The organism is Coleofasciculus sp. E2-BRE-01, assembly GCF_040221695.1.
GTDB lineage: Bacteria > Cyanobacteriota > Cyanobacteriia > Cyanobacteriales > Coleofasciculaceae > Coleofasciculus.
The window spans coordinates 1-21,984 of record NZ_JAVKEA010000022.1 but is presented as its reverse complement, the minus strand read 5'-3'; the positions used below and the strand labels follow the sequence as shown (position 1 = coordinate 21,984).

General features: G+C 45.8%; 17 protein-coding genes. 10 read left to right on the top strand and 7 right to left on the bottom strand.

What is annotated here, in order from left to right; genetic code table 11:
- Positions 1-20: 20 nt before the first annotated feature.
- The 5 genes from RIG66_RS02455 (at position 21) to RIG66_RS02435 (ending at position 8,950) form a co-directional block, all read left to right on the top strand.
- On the top strand, positions 21-2,069 hold the full coding sequence (locus RIG66_RS02455) for a tetratricopeptide repeat protein (RefSeq protein ID WP_446374873.1): 2,049 nt from the start codon (positions 21-23) through the stop codon (positions 2,067-2,069).
- A 384-nt stretch (positions 2,070-2,453) separates the two neighbouring features.
- Complete coding sequence (locus tag RIG66_RS02450; RefSeq protein ID WP_446374871.1) at positions 2,454-3,008, top strand: protoglobin domain-containing protein; 555 nt, start codon at positions 2,454-2,456, stop codon at positions 3,006-3,008.
- A 157-nt stretch (positions 3,009-3,165) separates the two neighbouring features.
- Positions 3,166-3,813, top strand: a complete 648-nt coding sequence (locus tag RIG66_RS02445) for a GTP-binding protein (protein ID WP_006102094.1) — start codon at positions 3,166-3,168, stop codon at positions 3,811-3,813.
- A gap of 364 nt (positions 3,814-4,177) precedes the next feature.
- A complete protein-coding gene (locus RIG66_RS02440; protein ID WP_446374869.1) occupies positions 4,178-6,313 on the top strand; it encodes a pentapeptide repeat-containing protein in 2,136 nt (711 codons plus the stop codon).
- Positions 6,314-6,634: 321 nt separating this feature from the next.
- Positions 6,635-8,950: a pentapeptide repeat-containing protein gene (locus RIG66_RS02435; protein WP_446374867.1), complete on the top strand. Its 2,316-nt coding sequence runs from the start codon at positions 6,635-6,637 to the stop codon at positions 8,948-8,950.
- A 32-nt stretch (positions 8,951-8,982) separates the two neighbouring features.
- Here RIG66_RS02435 and RIG66_RS02430 read toward each other — a convergent pair whose 3' ends face one another.
- The 5 genes from RIG66_RS02430 to RIG66_RS02410 all read right to left on the bottom strand — a co-directional run bounded on the left by RIG66_RS02430 (position 8,983) and on the right by RIG66_RS02410 (position 12,870).
- Positions 8,983-9,408: a type II toxin-antitoxin system VapC family toxin gene (locus tag RIG66_RS02430; protein ID WP_446375039.1), complete on the bottom strand. Its 426-nt coding sequence runs from the start codon at positions 9,406-9,408 to the stop codon at positions 8,983-8,985.
- An 18-nt stretch (positions 9,409-9,426) separates the two neighbouring features.
- Positions 9,427-9,639, bottom strand: coding sequence for a hypothetical protein (locus tag RIG66_RS02425; protein WP_446374865.1), 213 nt, complete (start codon positions 9,637-9,639; stop codon positions 9,427-9,429).
- 528 nt (positions 9,640-10,167) lie between these two features.
- Complete coding sequence (locus tag RIG66_RS02420; RefSeq protein ID WP_446374863.1) at positions 10,168-11,529, bottom strand: D-alanyl-D-alanine carboxypeptidase; 1,362 nt, start codon at positions 11,527-11,529, stop codon at positions 10,168-10,170.
- Positions 11,530-11,680: 151 nt separating this feature from the next.
- Positions 11,681-12,568: an inositol monophosphatase family protein gene (locus tag RIG66_RS02415; protein ID WP_446374861.1), complete on the bottom strand. Its 888-nt coding sequence runs from the start codon at positions 12,566-12,568 to the stop codon at positions 11,681-11,683.
- 107 nt (positions 12,569-12,675) lie between these two features.
- On the bottom strand, positions 12,676-12,870 hold the full coding sequence (locus RIG66_RS02410) for a hypothetical protein (protein ID WP_446374859.1): 195 nt from the start codon (positions 12,868-12,870) through the stop codon (positions 12,676-12,678).
- Between the two features lie 261 nt (positions 12,871-13,131).
- Between RIG66_RS02410 and RIG66_RS02405 the strand changes: the two genes are divergently transcribed.
- Positions 13,132-13,557, top strand: coding sequence for a DUF1824 family protein (locus tag RIG66_RS02405; RefSeq protein WP_446374857.1), 426 nt, complete (start codon positions 13,132-13,134; stop codon positions 13,555-13,557).
- A 36-nt stretch (positions 13,558-13,593) separates the two neighbouring features.
- On the opposite strand, the gene RIG66_RS02400 is transcribed toward RIG66_RS02405, so the two are convergent.
- Together RIG66_RS02400 and btpA are read right to left on the bottom strand one after the other, a co-directional pair.
- Positions 13,594-14,568, bottom strand: coding sequence for a vitamin K epoxide reductase family protein (locus RIG66_RS02400; protein ID WP_446374855.1), 975 nt, complete (start codon positions 14,566-14,568; stop codon positions 13,594-13,596).
- A 57-nt stretch (positions 14,569-14,625) separates the two neighbouring features.
- Positions 14,626-15,477 carry a photosystem I biogenesis protein BtpA gene (gene btpA / locus RIG66_RS02395; RefSeq protein ID WP_006101966.1) on the bottom strand — a complete coding sequence of 284 codons (852 nt, stop codon included), beginning with the start codon at positions 15,475-15,477 and terminating at the stop codon, positions 14,626-14,628.
- Positions 15,478-16,014: 537 nt separating this feature from the next.
- On the opposite strand from btpA, the gene rimO reads away from it, so the two are divergent.
- The 4 genes from rimO to RIG66_RS02375 all read left to right on the top strand — a co-directional run bounded on the left by rimO (position 16,015) and on the right by RIG66_RS02375 (position 21,801).
- Positions 16,015-17,352 carry a 30S ribosomal protein S12 methylthiotransferase RimO gene (gene rimO, locus RIG66_RS02390; protein ID WP_446375037.1) on the top strand — a complete coding sequence of 446 codons (1,338 nt, stop codon included), beginning with the start codon at positions 16,015-16,017 and terminating at the stop codon, positions 17,350-17,352.
- Positions 17,353-17,467: 115 nt separating this feature from the next.
- Positions 17,468-18,862 (top strand): DEAD/DEAH box helicase, encoded by a 1,395-nt coding sequence (locus RIG66_RS02385; RefSeq protein WP_446374853.1) that lies wholly within the window; start codon positions 17,468-17,470, stop codon positions 18,860-18,862.
- A 225-nt stretch (positions 18,863-19,087) separates the two neighbouring features.
- A complete protein-coding gene (gene thrC, locus RIG66_RS02380; protein WP_446375035.1) occupies positions 19,088-20,206 on the top strand; it encodes a threonine synthase in 1,119 nt (372 codons plus the stop codon).
- 518 nt (positions 20,207-20,724) lie between these two features.
- Complete coding sequence (locus RIG66_RS02375) at positions 20,725-21,801, top strand: ATP-dependent 6-phosphofructokinase (protein ID WP_446374851.1); 1,077 nt, start codon at positions 20,725-20,727, stop codon at positions 21,799-21,801.
- Positions 21,802-21,984: the final 183 nt, after the last annotated feature.

Below are 21,984 nucleotides of genomic sequence, written 5' to 3'. Positions count from 1 at the left end.
GTAACTAAGCCAGAGTAGTCATGATGTTTAGCGATAAACCATTGGAGCAATTCATGAGTGGAAATAAATCAAGGTATGAACTACACTTTCATGGTCTAGTGCAAGATGCGGTGACAGTTAAACCCAGTCACGCCAAGCAGATTTATCAAGAAAGTTCGATTCAGCCGACTTCGATCTATCAGTTACCCCTGCAACTGGCTGATTTTACGGGTCGCCAGGAGGAACTCGAATGTATCACCAGTGTGCTAAGACGGGCAACCTCCGGTCAAGAATTCCAGACACCGATCGCAATTGTCACGGGTGTCGCGGGTGTGGGCAAATCGGTTTTAGCGGTGCAAGCAGCTTATCAGTTACAATCTGAGTTTCCCGATGCTCAACTTTATATCAACCTGCGTGGAAGTGAAGGGCAACCTCTCGACCCCTTAGACGTACTCGCGGGGTTTCTGCGGATTTGGGGTGTGGAGGATCGGTCAATGCCTCAAAGTTTGAGTGAACGTTCTCAACTGTATCATTCCGTGATTGCCGGGAAACGAGTCTTAATTATCCTGGACAACGCCCGCGATGAGTTTCAGATTCGTCCTTTGCTACCCCAATGTTCCACTTGTGCGGTGTTAATGACGACTCGCCGCCAGATTAAGGGGTTGGAGGAAGCGACGATTGTTAAGTTACCAGTGATGAGCGAACCCGAGGCGCGATCGCTGTTGGAAAATTTTATTGGTGCAGATGCGATCGCGGCTGAACCAGACGCTACTCAACAGATTATGGCTCAGTGCAATTATCTGCCGTTGGCGCTAAGAATTACAGGCGGGTTTCTGCACCAATTCCCCGACTGGAAACTGGCGGATTATGCCAGCAAGCTGAAGCATGAAAAACAGCGACTGGCAAAAATGCAGCTGAGTGATTTGTCGGTGCGCCCCAGCCTGGTGCTGAGTTATCAGTCACTGGATGAACCCTCGGCGCGTTTGTTCCGCTTACTGGGACTTTTAGTCGGTGTCAATTTTACGGCTGATGTTGTACCCAAGTTGTTAGAGGTTGAGCCGATAATTGCCCAGCAATCCTTGGATACCTTAGTGGCATGGCAGCTTGTCACGCCAGTGACACCAGGGCGCTACCGTTTCCATGATGTGGTGCGCCTGTTTGTCCGAGGACAGCTAGCACAGGAGGAAGCTGCTGATGTCCGACAAGCGGCTCGATTGCGGCTGAGTCGCTGGTATTTGGAAAAGGCTCTCATTGTGGATTTAGCAATTAATCCAGAAACTCGTCGCCAGTTTGTCCAATCCTTGGTTAAGGATAAGGATAAGCCGGATAAGGATAAAGATGAATGGTCTACCGAGCGTCATTCGCTGTTGATGGCTCTATACTGGTTTGAAATTGAGCGACCTAATATACTGGCGTCGGTGGAGTGGGCGCATCAAGCGGAGGTATGGGATGTGGTGGTGTCCCTCGCTCAGAATTTGGTCAACTTCTTTAATACTCATGGGTATTGGAAAGACTGGGAACGCACTCATGGATTGGCTTTGGCAGCCAGCCGAGAATTAGGCGATCGCGACAAAGAGGCGCAGACGCTGATTAACTTGGGGAATGTGTATTCCTTAGCGGGTCAATGGGAGAAGGCAAATCAATGCTATCAGCAGAGTTTGGGTATTTTTAACGAGTTGAGCGATCGCCCCGGAATGGCGAAGACGTTGAATAATCTGGGGAATGTGTACTTTCAGCAACAGCAGAACCAAAACGCGATCGATTGCTATCAGCAGAGTCTGTCCATTTTCAAGGAATTAGGCGATCGCAACCGAGAAGGTCAGACATTAGCCAATATGGGCATTTACTATGCTCGCGATAATCAGCCAATACCAGCTATTCGATTATGGCAAGAGTCGTTGACCAAGCTTCACCCAAACTTACCCAAGTTTCAACGAGTCGCTGAATGGTTAAAGTCGATTCAAGGACAAAGCGTTGAAACCTATTCTCCCACTCAAACACCTCAGTCTCAGCGTCTGATTCTGTATTGGGGGAGCGCATTTATTCTCGTGATTAGTTTAATTGTGTCTATCGTTATGCTAAGGGGGTGAACCATCGAAGTCGGGAAGCACAATGGACGTTAATGGTTGAGATTAGTGAACACCTCGGCTTACCTCGACTTCGCTCGGTAACACGCTCGGTGTGTCACAGGGAACAGGGAACAGTAAGGGTTTGAGGCTTGTTTACAAAACAAGCGTGGGCGTGCTGTTTTCTTTTGTCCGACTATTTAACATTTCTTGGTACAGCGGACAGAAATTCTGTCCAGATACTTATGTGCCAATCATAAACCGTCTGCCCTTTGGCTTACGTCTTCGTCTAACTGCAAATATTCATACTTTTATCATAAAACAAGCAGACAATACTCTAGAAAAATTGCTAAAACTAGAGAAGACTCTATTTTGAGACTTACCCTAAAATCTAGATCAGAGAAAAATATGACCCTGAACGCTTATGATTTTTTGCAAAAAATGCAAGATCGGATTCATTTCACTGAAACCGATAAATCCCTCTTGAAATCCCATGCTGATTGGGGGAAAGAAATTGCACCAGAGGTAGCCGAACAGTTCTACGCCTACTTAGGCAGCGATCCAGAAATGAATGCAATTTTAAATCACACACCTGATCGCATCCATCGGCTCCGGGAAACCTTTGTTCAGTGGTTCTACGAAATGTTTACGGGTATGGATGACTGGGGTAATGCTTATGCTGAACGTCGTTGGCGGATTGGCTTAGTACATGTGCGAATTGGTATTGGACCGCAACATGTTGTTCCGGCGATGGCAACGGTGATACGAGATATAGACAAACGACTCAAAGCCAATGACAAACCTGCTGAACTGCAAGAAGCACTCAGTCGAATTTGTATGATCGATTTAGCCTTCATTGAGCAAGCCTACATTGAAGTCAGTTCAGCCGCCGTACTTCAAGAAACAGGCTGGACCGAACGTCTATTTAAGCGACTCATTGCCGCCGGAGCCAGTTCTGTCTAAATAGTTAGACAACACTAAAGGTTAGCTAATTAATTTCGGGTGTAGTGCAATTCCGGGTAATTTTATATTTTTTTACAGCGGTGTGCTGTAAGTAAGTTACTCGCTTAACGGATCTGACATTCATAAACTTAGGTGAAATACTGCGGAGAAAAGTATAATGGAAACAATGCGTCTTGTCGTAACCGGAACAGTGGGTGCTGGTAAATCGACGTTTGTACGAACCTTTAGTCAAACGACAGTAATTGACACAGAACGCAAAGCGACAGATAACACATCGCTAATGAAGAAACGCACAACTGTTGCTTTCGATTTTGGTACACGCATTTTAGGTCGGGATATGGAGTTACAAGTTTATGGGACTCCCGGTCAATCGCGCTTTGATTTTATGTGGGATTTATTGATTCGTCGCGCTCATGCCTATATTTTACTGGTGGCAGCCAATCGTTCTAGCTCTTTCAATGATGCTCGCGAAATTATCTCGTTTATGAACAGCCGAGTCCAAATTCCGATGATAATCGGTCTAACTTGTATGGATTTACCTGGCGCTTTGGGACAAGAGCATGTTGCCTTTGCCCTCGGCTTTATGAATGACAAAAACCGACCGCCAATTGTTACACTAAATCCTAATGAAAAAACGTCAGTTTTTGAATCATTGATGGTGTTAATGGCTCACCAGTTGTTACAAAGTAGTAAGAGCAAAGGAAATGCAGCCTTGGGAAATGTGGGAGGTAGTCGTCAAGCTGAACCCCTGAAGTCAAGAACGAAGTATCAGTGGCCCAAGCAACAGTTTTCATCAGGGCTATAGGATTTGATCCCAAGTTGCGTTCTAACCTGTCTGATGAGAGCGAAGCGAAGAATCTGGTCTGAACTTGAACCATCAATGGTGAAGACAGTACAAAATGGCTATCCTTACTACCCCAGCCAAGACGGTGAGAGGGATAGCCGCTTTTGGGTGACGTCCCAGAAAGCTAGACTAAGGTATGATGAAGAATAGACTTGTCTTAGCAAGGGTTAGCTGACTTAGTTATGCGATCGCAGTTGCTCCTTCTCCCGTCGGCAAAATTTGGCTAGTGCAGTGGGGCGGTCAGTACTGACCCGCGAAAATCTCCCTCGCACACCCCTATACTGCTCGGCTAAGAAGAGAGTTCAAATCAACATTTTTTTGGATCATGACGGGGCGCATCTTGCCAGAAGGCGAACAATTGAATTTATCAGGTGAGGACATTTCTGGGTCTGACTTCAATATTCAGCAGGCTCAAGAGGTTATTTATCAATTTTTGATCAAACTTGTTCATCACAATCCCCCAGAAACTGTATTACAAGAGTTCCGCCAATTATTTATATTTGGTAAAGAGCTGAGTGAGCCTCATGTAAAAACGGCACTTGATACAATTATTGCCAGTAAAAATGACAAAGAATTCAGAAATACTTTAAAACGGTCTTGTTATATCTTAATTAATAACTGGTCTTCAAAACGCAGTTATGATTTTATTCAAAACTTGATTCACTTAGTTGGTGATCCTCCGCTGAAGCCGACAACTCTATCCCCTTCCATGACTCGGCTAAAAGGGTATGTTGCTAATTTTGTTGATAGCCACGATTATCAAGAACTGAAATTATTTTCGGCTCCCTATACGGCTGAATCTGAAGCCGAACAACAGCACTGGAGTCATCGGTATACATCTTATTTATTAGTTCCCCAATATCTGGACTCTCGCAATCCGATTGAACAGCGAGAAACTGCCAAAAATCTGTCTAGACGGCTGAGGAAAAAATTTAAGTTCGATCTAGCCATGTATACGGCTCGATATGATTCTCCTAATTTTAACTCCGAGAAAAAAATTAGTAATCCAACTCGTCTAGGTCCTCACGTCATCCAACTGATTAAAAAAATAAGCTCTCGGCAACTATTGGTTAATTGCCGAAGTTATGCTGATCATTTAAACCAATATGTTACAAATAAAGACTACCAAGACTTTAAACAGGATTTAAAAAAGTATTTGTTGTTTTTAATTAACACTCCCGTTTATTCGGAAATACTCGATCAGTATTTATTTGCTCGATTAGATAGTCTTTATGAAAATCATCATCTCAAACCGATTAGTGGTGACTTACTACTACGAACATGTCGGCGAATGATTGAGGTGCTAACAACTGAAGATGGTCGAGAACCTTCGACTCTGTTTATTTTGTTAACGAATCGTGGCAACCCTTTAACCTTAGTCGTGATTCTCTTGAAAATTATTTTAATTTGTAAATATGCTCAAACGCATCTTGATGTGTGTATTGCCCAATTAATTCGATATTACGAAAATTCTACTGAAAAAGACTGTCAGTGGCTGATTAATTTCTTGGAAGTTTTCAAGATTATTTTTGCTATTTGTACCGAAGACACTCAATATAACATCGTTAAACTTAGTGATAATGACGATGAGCCAGATGCTTATGTTATGGATCTTGATAACTATCGCGTCTTTTCCCAATTGAAAGGAACGGATCTGCGGAACGCTGATTTAAGAGGAACAGATATCCGTTATATGGATCTGAGAGCAGCAGATTTACGGGAGGCTGATTTGGCGGGGGCTGATTTGAGCAAAGCCGACTTGAGTCTTGCCAAACTTAGTCAGACAAACTTAAGCGGTGCAATGCTTGATCGCACGGAGTTAAGCGGTGCGATGCTTCAAGATGCTAATTTGAGCGGTGCGAGCCTCAGTGAAGCAAATCTACGTTGTGCTGACCTGCGACAAGCTAATCTATGCTGTGCAATTTTAAAGAGCGCTAAACTGCGTCGTGCTAATCTCCAGCAAGCCGATCTGAGTAGTGCTGACTTAAGTAATGCTAGCTTGAATTCTGCGAATCTAGTGAATGCCAACCTGCGCTATGCTGATCTGAGCCATGCTGATCTCAGTAAAGCCAATCTTAAGGATGTAGATCTCAGGGATGCTAATCTTAGATGCGCTCAACTCAATTGGACTCAGCTAAACCACGCCAATTTAAGTAGTGCTAACTTGGATCGGGCGGATCTCAGTTATGCCAGTTTGTGTCATGCCAATCTTCAGAAAACGAACTTAACTCGCACAGATTTGAGTAATAGTAACCTCAGTAGAAGTGATATGAGTAAAGCTTTGCTACGTCACGTCAATTTGACGGGTGCAAATCTCAATCATGCTAATCTTCTTGGTGCAAACCTGTTTAATGCAAATCTCACGGATGTGAAGGTTAAGGGAACTCGATTTGGAAATAATTCAGGACTCTCTGAGCCAATGAAGCGAGAACTCAAACAACAGGGTGCAATTTTTGGATAAGTAGATGGGAAAATTTAAAGTTAACGGTGAGGATTGTCATTGGTCATTGGTCATTTGTCATTGGTCATTTGTCATTTGTCATTGGTCATTCATCCTTTGTAAATTCTCTCTCCCATCTCCCTCATCTTCCCCATCTCCCCCATCTCTTTTATCTCCCCTGCATCCCCGCTCCCCAAGATGCTACGGATTTTGGTTACAATAAATGTTTCCGATAAAGAATATTTTGGGAAAAGGTTAAACTAGAGGCAGAGACTGTCGCCGCTATGGAGCAGTAGAGACAGATAACCACCAGGATTAGCCAACTCAGATTTTGCCTATTTTATGGAGGGGCGCATCATACCAGACAATCAGCAAATCGATTCTTCGGCTGATGGAGAATCAAAGCAGCAACGGATTCAGCAAGCTCAGGAGGTTATTTTTCAATTCCTACTCAATCGAGTGGAAAATTACCCTCCTGAAACTGTTTTGCAGGACTTTAAGCAGTTATTTTTTTCCAGTGAGTGTACACAAAATCCAGACGTCGCTCGCTCAATGTATGAGCTGCTTGAGCAAAAGAATGAGCAAGAATTCAGAAATACTCTGAAGCGGTCTTGCTATATTTTAATTAACAATTGGTTGGCAAGTCGGCGATCAGACTCGATAGAGGAGTTGATTCAAGCGCTGGCTAAGGTAGACTCAGTTAAATCTACTGTATCTCAGACCCTGAATCGGTTGAGAACGTGGATTGCTAATTTTATTGAAAGCCAGGATTATCAAGAACTTAAAGTCTTTACCTCAAGCCGTACCGAACGTCGAGGGTGGAGTCATCGCTATGCTTATTATTTATTGTTACCGCAATATTTAGATTCTCAAAATCCAGTTGAGCAGCGAGAATTAGCTAAGAAAACGGCAAAACGGTTAAAAGAGAAGTTTAAATTTGAGCTAGCAATGTACACCGTGCATTGTAATTCGCCAACCTTTAAAAAAGAACCGCCCCCGAATCCCACTCGACTGGGCAATGGAATCATTCGTCTGCTCAAACAACTGATATCCCGTAAGTTTCTGCACAGTTATTCCCATACGGCTGATGTGTTTGTTCAGCAGAGCAAAACGCTGACTTATCGAGACTTTAAGCAGAAATTACTCGACTATTTACTCTTTTCAACGAGTCCTCATCAGTCGATTGATTTTTTCAAAAGGACTCTGACCGAAAAACTAGAGATGCTCTATGAGTCATACAATGAGGAAACGACGACCATGGAGTTATTACTGCGGACGTGTCGGCGCACCTTGGAATTTTTAACCACAGAAAATGGGCAGGAACCCTCCCCGCTATTTATCACTCTCACCAGCCAAGGTAGTCCTCTGACAATTGTAATTCTCCTGCTCAAAATTATTTTATTGTGTAATTATGTTCGCACTCATTTAGATAATTGTATTGCCAATCTAATTCGCTATTACGAAAAATATTCGGAAACAGAATGTCGATTTTTTATTCATTTTTTGGACATTTTTAATGTTGTCTTTGCCATTTATACTGAGAACGTGCAATTTGATGTCGTCAAAATAAAGAAGGGCGAATCAGCGGTTTCTGAGTTGGAGGCATACCGCATTTTTTGCCAATTGAAAGGCGCTAATCTACGCGGGAGTGATCTCAAGGGGGCTGACATTCGCAATAGTGATTTGAGTGCTGCCGATTTGCGGGAAGCAAATCTCAGCAGTGCTGATCTGAGTGAGGCAAATTTGAGTCTGGCTAAATTGGGGGGTGCTAATTTAAGTAGTGCCATACTCATGGGGGCTGATTTAACGGTTACTGACTTGAATTCTGCCAATCTCAATGGCGCTAACCTAAATAACGCCAATCTGAGTCGTTCAAACTTGCAAAACATTAATCTGCGTCGCGCCAGTTTGATTGGGGCGAAACTGCGACATACCAACCTTCAACAGGCGGATCTCAGTCATGGGAATTTGAATCAGGCAATTCTCACGGGTGCCAATCTCAAGAATGCCAATTTACGACAAACTAGCCTCCAGTACGGGGATTTAAGTGAGGTGGATTTGAGTGAGGCGAACCTGAGTCAGGCGAACTTAACAGGTGCAGACTTACAGCGCAGCCAATTGGATCAAGCGACTTTAGCCGGGGCGATTTTAGAACAGGTGAATCTGAGCGAAGCCAGTCTATTCAGAGCCGATTTGAGCCAAGCGAATCTCAGCAATGCTCAACTGAATCAGGCGATGTTAAGGGGAGCCAATTTAAAGGAGGTGCGATTGCGTCGGGCTATCCTCAGTCATGCTAATTTAGAAGGGGCAAATCTGAGTCGCGCTGATTTGAGTCGTGCTGATTTAAGTCATTTAAATCTCAGGGGAGCCGATTTGAGTCATACGTTTCTGCGTCATGTCAACTTGACGAATGCGGATTTGAGACAAGCCAATCTCACAGGCGCGAATCTTTTCAATGCCAATCTGAGTGGTGTGAAAGTTGAGGGAGCGATATTTAAGCAAAATGCGGGCTTATCTGCTGCTCAGGGGAAAGAATTAGAACAGCGAGGGGCTACGGTTGAATTGAGTCAGCTAAAATCGCGCGATCGCAATGTCTGGCGAAATCCTCTTCCTCCACATCCCTTATTGCCTAAATTGCCTAACCAATCGGACAATTAGTGAATCTCCCATTTAGTTGTAAAGTATATCACTTATACTCTTGACCAATCCTCTATTTGCAATTCTTTAATTTGTCCAAAATCTGATGTATTGCGAGTAAGTAATATTGCATTGTTCACAAGTGAAATAGCGGCAATTTTTAGATCCATATTGCCCAGACGTGGATATGTTTTTCTCAAGCGTTGGTGTTCTAGACCAGCATCACGATTAAATGGAATAACCACAATCGAGCGGTAATTATCTAAAAGCTGCTGTAGCCATTGATATGCCAGTAGCTGATTGTCTAACGTTTTTGCCTTAGATATTACACTGAGACGACCTCTAACTTGTTCTTCATAGGTAATGATGGTAACTGCAATTTCTGCTTCTTCAACAGTTGCCAACCTTGCTAGAATGCGTCTGCCCTCTTGCCCATTACGCTGTATAAGACTAAGATGATCGGTGTCGAGAATGTACATCATAAAGCGCTAGGAAAGCTACTCAACAGACTGCCGCCATTCTTGACCCAGACGAATTGCTTCATCAAATGTGGGATCATTTTCAAAGCTGCCTGCCACTTTCACCCACCAAGGAGTTTCCTGCTTAAGCAAACCAGCAAGTAGTTGCTTCAACTGGACTAGCTCTGACTCTAAGGCTGCAACTCGCGCTTCGAGACCTTGAGAGCGGTTGTCAAGTTGCTGGGATGTCATAGTTAAAGAGGTGGTAGTTCGGAATTATTGCCGTATTATAGCAAGCCCGCTTTCTCTGAATCACGGCGAAATTAGCCTTGCCACCAAAAATGGGCTGCGATCGCAATGTCTGGCGAAATCCTCTTCCTCCACATCCCTTACTGCCTAACCAATCGGAAAATTAGTCATTTGTCATTTGTCATTTGTCATTTGTCCTTTGTTAGGGAGCTGCGTAAAAATAAAGTACCAGTATTTGTAGGGTGGGTTAGGCGGGAACTAAATGATGGCACATAGCCGTTCAATGAACTATCCGCCGTAACCCACCACATTGAGTGGAGGACAACCCGACTAAATTGAGTGAATTTTCTCATTAATCAGGAGATTAAATAAAGGAATTGTGAACCCGTTTAAGTCAGAACCCTTCTGGAATCAGCTTAAAGCCACGCAACGCGATCGCGTTTATATTTTCGACTAATGTAGCGAGCAAGATGCTCGCACTACGGCAAGGATTTCGTCATTATTGACATTAAGGTTTAAATGCCAAACAGCTTAACCCGGATTGAGGACTTCATTACTAGAGGTTTTACTAGTTCGTTCGGGATTGGGTTGTAAGGGTTCAGGCAATGATTGAACGGCTCCCCACTGGCTCATAAAGCTTTGCAGTAGTGCTTCTTGTTGGGTGCGAAATCCTTCCAGGTTGTAACCCCTATTCATTGTAGAAAACCAGAGAATTCCCTGCTGCTGCGTGGGTAAAGCTCCGCCTAAAGCGCTGACATTATTTAAACTTCCGGATTTAACAATAGCGAATGGGGGAAGTGGACGTTCGTTTAAAATACCTTCATCTTGTCCAACAACCGCCAAGATATCGCCAAGGCTCATATTATAAGGTTGAAGGTATCGAGCAATGGCGAGAAATAAACCGGAAGCCGCACGGGGAGAAATTTTGTTTTGATCGCTTAATCCAGAACCATTAACTAACGTAATTTCAGCTTGAGGAACGCCTGCGGCGGCGGCGGCTTGTTGGGCGACAACATTCGCTCCCCCTACCGAGTTTGCGAGCATATCTGCCATTTTATTATTACTATATTGATTCATTTTTTTGATCAGTTCAGCCAGGGGGAAGGAATAGTGGCGAATCAGAGGTTGGACGTTGCTGGGAGGGGTGGGGGAGACTTGTACCGAACCCGCGATCGCAACTTGTGGTTTGGGGGTGTCTGGGGGTAAAGTTTGATATTGGGTTTGGGCGGCGGGAGTCCAAAGTTGACTATTTAATCCTTGTCTGAGAAGAGTCCCTGATGTGAGTGGGTCAAACTCAAAGTTCATGTAAAATTTGCCTGTAATGATTAAATTCCCCGCCACCTGCTGAATACCCATCTGATTCAGGAGATTACCGAGAGCGATCGCTTCTTCCCAGACAAAGAATGGATCGTCTCCCCCTTCAATCACTAAGTCTCCTTGGAGAACCCCGTTTTCCACAGCACCCGTTGCGCCAATCAGGGTGATGAATTGGTGATCGGGACCAAAGGTTTGTAATGCAGCCAGGGAGGTGGCGACTTTGGTGATAGAAGCCGCCGGTAAGGGAACAGTACCTTGATAATTCGCTAGCAGAGTATCCCCCGCTTGAATCCAGATCCCATGATTTTCCTGAGCAAATCCTTTGGCAGCTAAACCATTCATGTACTGCTCAATTTGCGCTTGAATCGCCGGATTAGGATTATCCGGGGAAGCGAGTGAGGGAATCGCTGGTTTTTGCGCCAATTCCGCTTCTGCTGGACTGTCGGCGACTGAGACACTATCGATCTCGTTTTCGTTGGCGGAAGGTTGGGAGGGATTAGATTGAGGGGAACATCCGGCGGTAAAGGTTAGGAGAGTTAGGGATAGTGCAGTCGTCAAGGACAGGGGTTTGAGCATTTTATATAAAAAATTAGGAGTTCTCGATTATAGCTTCCTAATTTAACTTGTACTACACTCCTGTACAAGATTTATCCCTACAACTATCAGCACTCATCCACCCGACTGTTATCGAACAAGGAATGACATAAGACATAAGACGAATGACTAATCAAGCAATTTGACTTCCCCACACTTGGTTTTCCCGCTCAATTTCCCCTAAAAAACTACGGAAACTTTTTTCGTGATTTTGCTCCCAACGCTGAATAATATGGAGAATCTCTCGTAATAGATAGCCGGAACCACAGGCAACATAATCGACAATATATTCCGATTCTAGACTGAGAGACGCCAGAGAATTGCCGCGAAAATCAACCAGATAACCGCCGGCTGATTTTAAAATTGGATAGGCGAGCAAATTATAATTATCCGAAACATGACGACATTCGACCAGAAAGTCAGCAGCGCCTCGGGCGATTTCACAAAATTCCATGGCTGAGTTATCAACTGAGCGAATATCCCGACAGCATAACCATAAGGGGAAACTGCCGCTCAAGGCTTCTTTTGCCCGATGATAGCCGGGACGTAAGTAGGCGATCGCGTCCTCTAGGGAGACTTGAGAGTGACAGTAAATCTGAGTGTAGTCTTGACTGTGAGCGTTTTGAAAATAAGCAGCAGTCTGAGTCCCATAGTAGCAATCTCCGGATCGTAATCCTTGCACATAGGCAAAATCTAGATCCCCTAAGGTGACGTCGGATGATTTTGCCGCGATCGCCATAACGAAAGACGGGTCACCCACTTGACGTAACCAGTTGGATGTCCCGTCGATTGGATCGACAAATATAGAATAGTTAGCGTGAGGATTGAGCTTTGGATGTTCTCCTTCGAGATAAAGGTTAATGGGATAGTCAGCTAAACAAGAGCGAACAATTTCACTCGCCTGACAATCAATTTCATGTTTTGCTTTTCCATTGATGATTGACTGATGTTGGTAAGGGAGATTGTCTAAAAAAGTGGCTAGATTTGCGGCAATTGATGAACAGATGGGTAAGTAATCCATAATTAAAGAACTCCTCTGCGGAGATCTATACCCTTAATCTTCCCGGTAATACGCCATGAACGGTAAATATTACCGGGACTGATGGGCATAAACTTAGTAAATATGTACTACAGGCGACTGACTAATTTAGTCTTACTGGAGACAGTCGGCAGATTAAATAGCCGCTCTAGTTCTTGGACAGGTTGACGATGAGTGGTATCAACGCTGGGCATTTCCTGCCAGCAGTGTGAACAGAACCAGTAGAGACGATGGTGGCTAATGTGCCGAAGTAAGGTATGGGAGCAGCAGGGACAAGTATTCATAAATCTTGCAGATTTTTTATTTTGATGTTTTTTTATGTATAAATATTATTTTTACGTAAAAAGGTTTACTAAATCTTGATCGATATCTCTGATAATTTGTGATAATAAATAAAAAAAAATGTGATTAGTTTTACATAAATTGAGTGATCAATATCATGTTGAAGTGATACCAAATCCGCTTTTGTCACTCCTTCTACCTTGGAACCCTCTGCCTTGGAGCCTTTTGCTATATCATCGATCACGTTAGTGTCATCGCCAGTTATGTCTACCCAAAACTCTACCCCTCTGAGTATCTCAGACGCTCAAGCGCTTCTCGAACCCTTCAACTGTATTGAGAGTCAACCTGTGGTGTCAGACTCCGAAAAAGAGAAACTGCGGCAAGCCTTAGCGTTACTTGCCGAACATTCAGATTATCAAATTTTTGGTATTTGCGCGGATACAGCCGCTCAAGGTTTATCAGCGCTCAAAACTTATGCTCAAGCTTTAGGGTATCAACCGAATCTTGACCTGACTCCGATTGAGGGAGCGGTGTATATCAAATATAACGGCAATTCAGGATTGTGTTATATCGATTCCTATACGGGTGAGCATCGTGGTGTTTTAGTATCCTGCCAATCTTCCTTTGAAGGGGGAATTAATGAAATGTATGGTCATCTTCCCCTCGATTTATTTGCCTCGTCGGATTAGTAGAGACGCGCCATGGCGCGTCTCTACATTTGTTGATCACCGAGGCAATCGATACTTAAAGTCGCGTTTTCCTTGGTAGTTGGTTAAATCTGCTAATTTTTCCAAACTCTGAACCCCAGGATACAACTGACCATTGATTTCCCAAGTCGGATACCCTTGTATTCCGGCTGCTTGGCACAGTTTAGGCTGCGGATTTTTCCCAGCCGGATTACACTCGATATAATCGATTTCGCTAAAGGCTTCTTTGCCAAATAACTCCTTTTGATCGTGGCAATGGGGGCAAGTAAACGCACCATATTTTTTAGCACCAACAGCGGTAAGATGACGAGCGAGTTCCATTTCCGCTTTGCCAGAGGTGGTGGTTATTTTCCAGCCGTAGGGGGCTTTAGGCGCAGTAGATACCTGAGGAATCACGCCGCCGTCTACTCCGCCAGCCGTTGTCTGTTCACCACTCATACCATAAACACCCAAGGTGCCAATCAGCGCTACCATACCGACAACAATGCCCGTGAAAAACAGTTGTCCCACATCTTCCCACTCACGCCCAATAATCGTCAGCACGAATAGGGCGATTGAGCAGACAGCGGATACCAGGCAATAGATACAAAATGCCCCAATAACAACGGACATGAGATAGACAAGGTAGCCACTGAAGATAACCATGGCGGTTGAGCCAGCAAACATCAGCAGCCAACTCCCATCGTCTACTTGTCGGCGAAAGTCTTTGTTATCTGAGGATTTGACCAGTTGAGGGGCAAAGGCAAATACCGCGATCGCAGTATAGGCTAAAAAGCCAAACAAGCTTAGGGGTACACCAAAAAGCCAAGCATAACTACTACTTAAGACAGCTTGACAGTTGATGAACTCGCCTGTGGGACATACGGCTTCTTTAAATACCCCAGTTTCCACCAAGGTAAGGTAAGCCGTATCTAACGCACCAAGAATCGCGATCGCACCAATGATTGGGCGGGAGTGGCGATGAATCCAGGGAGCAGAACGTCGGCGTCTCATAATTTGTCTATCAGCACTAACAATTTCAGGAATAAGCGAGAAATTTATGGCTCACTCCTACTTAGAATGTAACTTGACCGAAGACATGGGTTTCGGCGACGCTGTCGTGTTAACACCACGTCGTACCGCTTCCACAAATTGACTAACGCGAATCGGGTCAATGGGTTGCTCAATTCGTCCCCGTCGTTTCAGGGAACTGGAGACAATCACCCCGTCGGCGGCTTGCATCAAGGTGGGAATATTTTCCCAGTTTGCACCGCTACCGATGAATACAGGCGTTCCATTAGCGGCGGCTGAGGCGAGTTCTAAGTCTTCGAGACTGGGAGGACTACCTGTTGCCCATCCAGAGAGGATGACGCCATCAGCTAAACCTCGTTCGATGGTTTCTTGTACCGCCGTGGTTAAATTCGGTGATCCCAAGGGGCGTCCATGCTTAACTAGGACATCGGCTAAAATTTGCACATCACTACCGAGTTCCCGACGATACCGCAACAGTTCGTAAGCTTGTCCTTCGATCAATCCTTGATCCGTTGCCATAACCCCGGTGAGAACATTCACCCGGATAAACTGGGCGCGGACACAACTGGCGATCGCGATCGCGCTTTGGGCATCATTGCGTAACACGTTGATCCCCACGGGTAATGTGACCAAATTCATCAACCGTCCCACAATTAACGTCATCGCACTGACGACAGCGGGATCGACTTGGTTTTTGGTGAAGGGAGCATCAAAAAAATTCTCCACGATTACCCCATCAACTCCCCCTGATGCCAGTGCTGTCGCCTCTTGTTCGGCTCGATCAATCACCGCTTTTAAACTCCCTCCCCAACGGGGAGACGTTGGCAGGGGTAACAGATGCACAACGCCAATGATGGGATTGGGTGTTTTGAAAATTTGTTGTAAGTTCACGTATCTACCTGAAAACCGTTCACAAGAATTTGAATATACTCAGGTTTGACAACCACAGAGACTCTCTATCTAACGAATTCGATGGATTGACAAATGGGATATACCATGGTAAATGACAGCATAAATCTCTCAGAATCCTAACCATCGCCTAATTCTTAAGCACCAACCGCTAAGTAGGGTAACGTCAGCCGACGCTCGCTAATAGTCGCCCTTCCCCCAGTCAAGCGTCAAGTTAGATTAAGTTACCGAGTGTATTGCATATATTAATAAAATTTTATATAAATAAGTAACGGGGTTAAACTAGAGCAACCAAAGAACATCCGGACTGGTGGAGCGTGGGTAAACTCTAAGACTATGCCCCTATGAATCGAGTAAAGCTGGGAAAAAATTAAGTGATCAGGATTGAATCAGCCTGAACTCTGGAGGCATTCTCTCCAGAACGGTTACAGGAAACTGCTCACGACTCATGCTTACTGATTAGGAGCGCTGGAAATCAAGCGCTACTCCACTCTAGTGCCGATTGTAGTAGATAACCGCATGGGCAACAAGCCAACCATTGCCATTTCTCATTTAGGCTGTGAAAAAAATCGTATTGATACGGAGCATATCCTGGGTCTGCTGGTTCAAGCGGGCTACCCAGTCGATAGCAACGAAGATTTAGCCGAGTATGTTATTGTAAATACCTGTAGCTTCATAGAGGCAGCGCGGACAGAATCAGTTCGCACGTTAGTTGAGCTAGCAGAAGCCAATAAGAAAATTGTTATTGCTGGCTGCATGGCACAACATTTCCAAGAGAAATTGTTGGCAGAATTGCCAGAAGCTGTAGCTGTAGTCGGAACGGGCGATTATCAAAATATCGTCGAAGTGATAGAACGGGTAGAAGCAGGAGAACGGGTCAAAGCCGTTTCAGCCGAACCCACCTATATTGCGGATGAAACAACGCCGCGCTATCGCACAACCTCAGAAGGAGTCGCTTACCTGCGAGTAGCAGAAGGATGTAACTATCGGTGCGCCTTCTGCATTATTCCGTATCTGAGGGGAAACCAGCGATCGCGAACGATTGAATCAATTGTGGCGGAAGCTGAACAATTGGCGTCCCAAGGCGTGCAGGAATTAATCCTCATTTCTCAAATCACAACCAACTATGGCGTCGATCTGTATGGAGAACCCAAGTTAGCTGAACTGTTGCGGGCATTAGGTAAGGTGGATATCCCCTGGATTCGGATGCACTATGCCTATCCCACCGGTTTAACCGAGCCAGTGATGGCAGCAATTCAGGAAACGCCTAATGTTCTGCCTTACTTGGATTTACCCCTACAGCATTCCCATCCAGAAGTCCTGCGTGCAATGAACCGTCCTTGGCAAGGGCGAGTGAATGATCAGATTATTGATCAGATTAAAGCCGCCTTGCCGAATGCGGTGCTGAGGACTACCTTTATCGTCGGGTTTCCTGGCGAGACAGAGCAGCACTTTAACCATTTGCTGCAATTTGTCCAGCATCACGAGTTTGACCACGTTGGTGTCTTTACTTTTTCTCCCGAAGAGGGTACACCAGCCTACAACTTGCCCAATCCAGTGCCCCAAGCCGTCATGGAGGAGCGTCGCCAGACGCTGATGGCAATTCAACAGCCGATTACGTTGAAGAAAAACCAAGGTGAAGTGGGCAAGATCGTTGACGTTCTGATTGAGCAAGAGAACCCCTCAACCGGAAAACGGATCGGTCGCTCAGCTCGATTTGCCCCCGAGGTCGATGGATTAGTCTACGTCCAAGGCGAAGCCCCCTTGGGGACCATCGTGGAAGTAGAAATCACCGATGCTGGCATCTATGACCTCTATGGTTCTGTAGTCCCTAGTCCACTGTTAGTTGTCGGTTAACTCGAGTCGATTCAGGGTAAGGGAATGTTGGCGATTGCCAGCTCCTTAACCCAGACTCTTGATCACTGACGACTGACCTTAACCATTACGAAACACTCACAACAACCGTTAAATTATGACCCTTTCATTCAATAATCTGGGCTTATCTGAAGAGTGCCTCCATCAACTGGAAAAATTAGGTTTTGATACACCAACGGAAATTCAATCTCAAGCCATTCCAGAACTGTTGGCAGGGCGAGATGTGGTCGCTCAATCTCAAACCGGTACAGGGAAAACCGCAGCCTTTTCTTTGCCGATGTTGGAACAGATAGATACTAATGCCCGAGGCGTACAAGCCTTAATTCTTGCCCCAACACGGGAATTAGCCCGACAAGTGGCAGATGCCATTCGGGACTTGACCAGCAATCGCCGTGTCGGTATAGTCACCGTCTACGGAGGACAATCCATTGATCGCCAAATTCGTCTGTTACAACGTAATGCTCAAATGGTTGTCGGGACGCCAGGACGAGTGATCGATTTGCTGGATCGAGGAGATCTCAAATTAGATCAAGTCAAATGGGTGGTCTTAGATGAAGCCGATGAAATGTTGAGCATGGGCTTTATCGATGATGTCAAGAAAATCCTCAAGCAAGCCCCGAAAGAACGCCAGACTGCCTGTTTTTCGGCAACAATGCCGAAGGCAATTCGGGATTTAGTCAATCAGTTCCTCAAATCCCCGGTGACGGTAACCGTGGAACTACCCAAAGCTACCCCAGCACGGATTGAGCAACGGGTTTATATGATCCCCCGTGGGTGTTCAAAGTCCAAAGCCCTACAGCCAATTTTGGCACTGGAAGACCCCGAAGCCGCATTAATTTTTGTGCGGACGCGGCGGTCAGCAGCGGAACTCACCAGTCAGTTACAAGCGGCTGGTCATAGTGTGGATGAGTATCATGGCGACCTCAGCCAAAGCCAACGGGAGCGCTTGTTGTCCCGATTCCGCCAGAGTCAGGTGCGCTGGGTGGTGGCAACGGATATTGCTGCACGGGGTCTGGATGTGGATCATCTCACCCATGTGATTAATTACGACCTGCCGGATCAGGTGGAGAGTTATATTCACCGAATTGGTCGTACTGGTCGTGCCGGGAAAACCGGAACCGCGATTTCCTTGATTCAACCCTTTGAACGGCGCAAACTGCACCAGATTGAACGGAAAGTCCGGCAGAACTTACAGGTGTCTCGGATTCCCACGCGATCGCAAATCGAAGCGCGGCGCTTGGAGAAATTGCAAGACGAGTTACGCGAGGCACTGGCTGGCGAACGGATGGCATCATTCCTGCCGATTGTACGGGAGTTGAGTGAAGAATACGATCCCCACGCGATCGCTGCCGCCGCCTTGCAAATGGTCTATGACCACACGCAACCGGAGTTAGCCGCCATCGAGGTGGATAACAAAGTAGAACGTCCGAAACTGGTGAAGCGTCGGAATAACAAATCAAAAGAATCGGTCACTCATAACCGTTCTCGGTAATTGATTAAGTTCATCCCATGACCAATAGGCGTGGGATGAATTTGTCTTATGTTATTCGTCATTTGTCCAAGAGTTCTTGCACTTAGTTAGGGCGGGTTTAGTGACATCTGGGTGGCAAGCCGCGATAATAGTTAAACCCGCCCCTACAGATGTGCTATGACATGTCTGGTCACTCAAACGTTTTTTCGGGTCATTTGTCATGACCAAAATTCAGAAAGAAATCACATGACTCTGTCTGCTACCAATATTCCTCAAACTACAGATACCAATGCCTTGCCTTGTCAATGGTCGGGTCTAATTGAAACCTATCGGTCTTATTTACCCGTCACCGCCTCAACTCCCGTAGTGACTCTTTTGGAGGGAAATACGCCTCTGATCCCTACCCCTGCCCTTTCAGAAGCGGTGGGTAAGGGAGTCAAGGTATTGGTTAAATATGATGGTCTTAATCCTACAGGTAGCTTTAAAGACCGGGGTATGACCATGGCGATTTCTAAGGCAAAGGAAGCTGGGGCAAAGGCGGTTATTTGTGCCAGTACCGGGAATACCTCTGCCTCGGCTGCGGCTTATGCGAGTCGGGGGGATATGCAAGCGTTTGTGTTAATTCCAGATGGGTATGTCGCCTTGGGGAAGTTGGCGCAGGCATTGGTTTATGGGGCGCAGGTATTGGCAATTGAGGGCAATTTTGACGACTGCTTGCGGATTGTCCAGGAGTTAGCGGCAAATTATCCGGTAACGTTGGTGAATTCGGTCAATCCCTATCGATTGGAAGGTCAAAAAACGGGCGCGTTTGAAATTGTTGATAATTTAGGAAATGCCCCAGATTGGCTGTGTATTCCGGTGGGAAATGCCGGGAATATTACCGCGTACTGGATGGGCTTTTGCCAGTATCATCAACATGGGAAGTGCGATCGCTTACCTCGGATGATGGGATTCCAGGCTGCTGGGGCATCACCCCTGATCCTGGGTGAACCGGTGGCGCATCCAGAAACAATTGCCACCGCGATTCGGATTGGTAATCCCGCCAGTTGGCAGAAAGCTGTTGCGGTAAAAGATGCCAGTCAGGGGGAATTTAATAGCGTTACCGATGAGGAAATTCTGGCAGCCTATCGCCTTTTGGCATCAAAAGAAGGAATATTTTGTGAACCCGCTAGCGCTGCATCGGTGGCGGGGTTATTGAAAGTGAAAGATCAAGTTCCCACGGGAGCAACAGTGGTTTGTGTGCTGACAGGGAATGGGCTAAAAGATCCGGATACGGCGATTCAACATTGCAACAACCAATTACAGCGAGGAATTGAGCCAACCACCACCGCCGTCGCTGAGGTGATGGGATTCAGTTCAACGTGAATAGCTACGGCGATTGAAATCGCTGCTACACAAACAAAGTCCGCCTGCGCGGACTGGATTATAACGGGGATAGCTAACCCTGATTGGGTATTATATCGTGTCCGGTTGATCACTAATCAGCATTTTCCCAACCGCAGTGCTGCTTGATACTCTCAGATCAAAGAAAATTGGCTATCTTGGACTAGATGTTTACAGATCTCAGCAAGGGTTGAGGTTTTTTGCCATGAGGGGATTGAGAACCATGTTTGCCAACAGGGTTTGAGGCTGACTACCCTAGACTTACTGCTGATCAAGCGTTTTTGAGGCAAACGACTCTCAAGAGACGAGTGCCACAACTGCATCACTCAATCGGACTGGCGCTCAATCCTAATTCAGCTTGATCCTCATCCCGTAACAGCAAAACTGTAGTTGTGGTTTCAAGGTGTTGTCAGACTGTCTGGGGAGTAAATCTGGATGTGATGCATCAAACAGCCTTCGTTAAAAACTATCCACAATAGAACACAACTTGAGATTGACCTATGGAAACTCGCAAACGGATTGGTCTACTCACCAGTGGCGGTGACTGTCCCGGATTAAACGCGGTCATTCGCGCTGCCGTTAGACATGCTACCTTGAGCTATGATTGGGAAGTTTTAGGCATTCCCTACGCCACCCAAGGTTTATTGGAAGGCAAATCAGTCTCACTGAATGTTCATGGTCTAGATAGTCGGGGAATTGACCCACTCCTGAGTACGGGTGGTACTATCCTCGGTTCAATTAATAAAGGGGATACCGAGGCTCAAGCCGAGCAGATTATCGCTGGTTATCAGAAATTAGGTCTGGACGCCCTAATTGTTGTTGGTGGTGACGGGAGTCTGGCGATTATGAACCAGCTTGCCCATAAAGGGAATATGAATATTGTGGGTGTTCCCAAGACGATTGATAATGATGTGGCGTTCACGAATTTAGCCGTTGGTTTCGATACGGCGGTTAACACCATTGTTGATGCCCTATCGCGCCTCTCCTATACAGCCGCTAGTCACGATCGCGTGATGGTGGTTGAGGTGATGGGGCGCGAAGCCGGACATCTAGCCCTAAATGCCGGGATTGCTGGCGGTGCTGATGTAATCCTGATCCCGGAAATTCCCTATTCCATTAGTGGTGTTTGTAAGCATATCACCGACCTGCGCGATCGCTGGAATCGCCGCTTTGCGATCGTGGTTGTGGCTGAGGGGGCGAAAACCATTGAGGGTCAAGAACGCTACTACACAGACGCCCTAGGTGAGATTCGATTACGGGGGATTGGAGATTATGTCGCGGATCAGATTTCTCACTTCAGTGGGGATACGATTGAAGCGCGGGTGACGGTTTTAGGTCACGTTCAACGGGGTGGTGCGCCCTCGGCGTTAGACCGTTTGCTGGCTACCTCCTTTGGCAAAGCGGCTGTCGATTTAATTGCCCAAGATGATTATCAAAAAATGGTTGCTTGGCAAAATGGAGTTGTTGTGAGTATTCCCATTGATGAGGTGACTAGCAACAGTCCGATCTTAGTGGATAGTCATCATCCTCTCGTGGAAACCGCTAAAGCCCTCGACACCTATATTGGTGATTTGTAGGTAGATACAACTTGAATGCGATCGCCAGTAGGGGCACGGCACTGCCCATGGGTGTCAACTTAAGCCACATTACCCACGATAGGATACTGGGTGTGGGGTATGGGGTGTGGGGTATGGGGGAAAGCGAGCAATTTTGGGGAGCTATGTATTAAACGGAGCCTGTTTGAAAAAAACATTGTGGAT